3 protein-coding genes are annotated in these 3,554 nt (G+C 65.7%); all 3 read right to left on the bottom strand.

The window, feature by feature from the left end:
• Window positions 1-146 precede the first annotated feature (146 nt).
• Genes miaA through Q8O29_RS17865 form a run of 3 tightly spaced genes read right to left on the bottom strand, consistent with a single transcriptional unit; the run spans window position 147 to window position 3,265 of the window.
• The gene (gene miaA, locus Q8O29_RS17875; protein WP_305565260.1) at window positions 147-1,136 is read right to left on the bottom strand and encodes a tRNA (adenosine(37)-N6)-dimethylallyltransferase MiaA; all 990 of its coding nucleotides are present in this window, start codon (window positions 1,134-1,136) and stop codon (window positions 147-149) included.
• Window positions 1,133-2,392, bottom strand: coding sequence for a multidrug effflux MFS transporter (locus Q8O29_RS17870; protein WP_305565258.1), 1,260 nt, complete (start codon window positions 2,390-2,392; stop codon window positions 1,133-1,135). The genes miaA and Q8O29_RS17870 overlap by 4 nt, the downstream gene beginning before the upstream one ends.
• Window positions 2,393-2,419: 27 nt before the next feature.
• A complete protein-coding gene (locus Q8O29_RS17865; protein WP_305565256.1) occupies window positions 2,420-3,265 on the bottom strand; it encodes an alpha/beta hydrolase in 846 nt (281 codons plus the stop codon).
• Window positions 3,266-3,554: the final 289 nt, after the last annotated feature.

Here is a 3,554-nt window from a genome sequence, read left to right as displayed (position 1 = left end):
GGACAGTTTTTGCCGGGTTTGCAGCCTCATAGCCGTAGCTATGGGGCAAAAAGCCGGTGAAAAATGGACCGTCGCGGCCGCTTTGCAGCCGACGTTCCTTCTGCCGCCCAGGCTCCTAGGAAGTTTTGCGACAAACAGGGCGTGTGTCATCGGGATATTTTTCCGGGCTTCAGTGTCGCCACGGCATTCAGCACCTGCTGCAGCGCATAGGGCCCATCACAGGCGACGACGTGGCGGTCCGGCATGGAGCGCAGCCAGGTGATCTGGCGCTTGGCGAGCTGGCGCGTGGCGGCGATGCCGCGCTCGCGCAGTTCTGCCATCGGCCAGTCGGCATTCAGACCACGCGCCTCGTGCGCGTCCAAGAACTCCCAGGCCTGGCGGTAACCGACACAGCGCATCGAGGGCAGGTCCGGATGCAAATCGCCGCGCGCACGCAAGGCTTTCACCTCGTCGATGAAACCACCGGCGAGCATGCTGTCGAAACGCTGCGCGATGCGCGCATGCAGCCACGCCCGGTCCTGCGGTTCAAGAGAAATAAGGGCTTCAGCCCTTGCTGTATATGGGCTGACAGCTCCTTTTTCGATAGCGTTCTGCTTCTGGAAAAAAGACAAGGGCTGGCCCGACACACGAAACACCTCGAGCGCGCGTGAGATGCGCTGCGAGTCATTCGGCGCCAGCCGCGCTGCCGTCACCGGATCGGTGACCGCGAGCTCGGCATGCAGGGCCGGCCAGCCCTTGGTCAGCGCCTCGGCTTCCAGCGCGGCACGCGTGGCCGGGTCGGCCGCCGGCATGTCGTCCAGCCCGTCGCGCAGCGCCTTGAAGTACAGCATGGTGCCGCCAACCAGCAGCGGCAGCCTGCCGCGCGCGTTGATCTCGCCGATCAGCCGCGTGGCGTCGGCGACGAACTCGGCCGCGCTGTAAGCCTGCAGCGGGTCGCGGATATTGATCAGGTGGTGCGGCACTGCGGCCAGCTCGGCGGGCGAGGGTTTGGCGGTGCCGATGTTCATGCCGAGATACACCAGGGCGGAATCGACGCTGATGATCTCCACTGGCTGTTGCGCAGCGATGGCCAGCGCCGCAGCGGTTTTGCCCGAGGTTGTGGGACCGGCAATCCCGATCCAGCGTGCTTGCGTCATGGGCGCTGCGGTAGCGGTGTCACCACCGGTTCACCGTATTTCTGCACCAGCGTCCAGGCGGTGAGGGCGATACCCACGCTCCAGAACAGGATGCCGTGGACCATGGGAAACACCGTGCCGTCCATGTGCGCCCCCAGCCAGCCGCCCATGGCAAAGGCGGCAAGCATCATCAGGAAACCATTGAGCGCCGAGGCAGCGCCGGCAGCGCCGGGGAAAGGCCCGACCGCGCCGCTCTGGCTGCAAGGCTGGTGCACGCCGTGTGCCAGGATGAACAGATAAAAAGGCAACAGGATGGCCCAGACCGAGCGCACGCCGACCCACGCCAGCGCGGCGGTCAGCAGGCCGCCGGCCAGGGTCAGCACCGCCGCCATGGCGACGGAGCGCCGCACACCGAAACGCGGCAGCAGGCGCCGGCAGGCAAAGGTGCCGAGAATGTAGACAAAGGACATGGAAAACATCAGCAGGCCGTACTGCGTCTTGTTCAGGCCCAGCACGCCGATGAACACAAAGGACGATGACGCCAGGAAGGTGAAGAGGCCGCCGTAGGACGCGGTGGACAGCAGCGAGAAAGCCACAAAAGTCGGGTTGCGCACAATCGTTAACCAGGTGCGTGTCAGCATGTGCGGCTCCAGCGCGCGCGGGTTCTTCAGGACCAGGGTCTCCTCGAAGCGCAGCGCAATCACGGCCAGCGACACCGCGCCGAACACCGCCAGCGCCAGCAACGCGGCGCGCCAATTGAAAACATCCGACAGCAGGCCGCCCAACGGCGCGCTCAGGCAGGCGATCACGCCCAGGCCGGTGAGCCCGCGCGACATGGCGCGGGCGCCGGCCATCGGCGTGTAGAGGTCGCGCACGATGGCGCGTGCGCACATCACGCCGGCACCCATGGCCGCACCCTGCACGATGCGCCAGACCACCAGCAGCGCCATCGAAGGCGCCAGCGCGCTGCCGATGGCCGCAACCACATAAGCGGCCAGGCCCCACAGCAGGATGGGTCGGCGGCCGAAACGGTCCGACAGCGGACCCCAGAACAGTTGCGACACACCAAAGGCAAGCAGCAGCGCGCTGAGCGTGAGCTGTGCCTGCGCCATGGGCGCACCAAAACCGTCGGTCAGCGCCGGCAGGGCCGGCAGGTAAAGGTCGGTGGTGATGGGCTGGATGCCCAGCAGCAGGGACAGCACCAGCACCACCAGAGACGGTGACATGGCAGGGGCGGCGGCGGGGGAGGACAGCGCGGCGGGCGGGGTGACAGACATTGATCTGAGCGTAGCAGATCAAGGCGCTTATTTCAGGCTGAACAGCTCCGCCAGCGCCTGCCGGTACTGGGCCTGGCCGACCGAGTTGGTGTTGTGGTGCGAGCCGCCTTCGACCAGTACAAAGCGCTTGGGCTGGGCTGCGGCTTCGTAGAGCTTGCGTCCCAGGCTGGGCGCGATCAGGCGGTCCTCGCCGCCATGCACCACCAGCAGCGGCGAACCGATCTTGCCGACCTTGCGGGCAGCTTCGAAACGCTGGGTGATCAGCAGCGACACCGGCACCCAGCCCCATTTGGACGTGCCGATCACGTCGGCAATCGAGGTGAAGGCGCCTTCGACAATCGTGCCACTTTCATCCTTGACCTCGGTGGCCAGGTGAATGGCGATGGGGCCGCCCAGCGAGTGGCCAAACACATATCGCGGCCGGTCCGGGTATTTTTGCGCCAGCCAGTCCCAGGCCGCGCGGGCGTCCTGGTAGGCGGTTTCTTCGGAGGGCAGGGCCGGCGTGCTTTTACCGAAGCCCCGGTAGTCCACGCCCAGCACCGAAAACCCGAGTTCCTGCATGCGGCGCATGCGCGGGGCCGAGCCGGTCACGTTGAAACGCGCGCCGTGCAGGTAGAGCAGCACCGGGGCATCGGGTTGCTCGGCGGGCAGCCACAGGCCGTGCAGTTTGGCAGCTTCCTCGCCGCTCGATTCGGCCAGCAGGCTGATCCAGACATCGTCCATGCCTTCGGCTGCCGCCAGGCCGCCGCCCCAGGTCCGGTCGCTGGGCTGGAAGATCCAGGCGCGCTGGCGTTCGTCGAGGGTGCTGCAGCCGGCGAGGACGGCAATGATCAGGGCGAGGGCGATGGAGGCGAGGAGGACCCAGCGTTTCATGGACAAAACTGAGTGGAAAGGGCTGTAAAAGTTCACGTTGCCGCGGATTGTCGCGTCTGCCCGTGTGTATTGTTGTGTCTGGTTTGTCAAGGAATGAAAAGCCAGAGGGCGGTGATGCCCTGTGATGCAGCAGATCACCCGTCGGGCGGCTAATCTTACTGTGTCATAAGTTTAGTCTCGGACTTATCCAATGGCAATGCGGGCAATGACCCAGGGCGCTTGCGAGTGCGACGCTCAGCAGCAGGCGCAGCGTTGTGATCGAGCTTGGCACGTGACGCTGCGCGCGCTG

The sequence above is a fragment of the Polaromonas sp. genome (assembly GCF_030689685.1).
Classification (GTDB): Bacteria; Pseudomonadota; Gammaproteobacteria; order Burkholderiales; family Burkholderiaceae_C; genus Polaromonas.
This window is presented reverse-complemented; position numbering and strand designations above follow the sequence as displayed.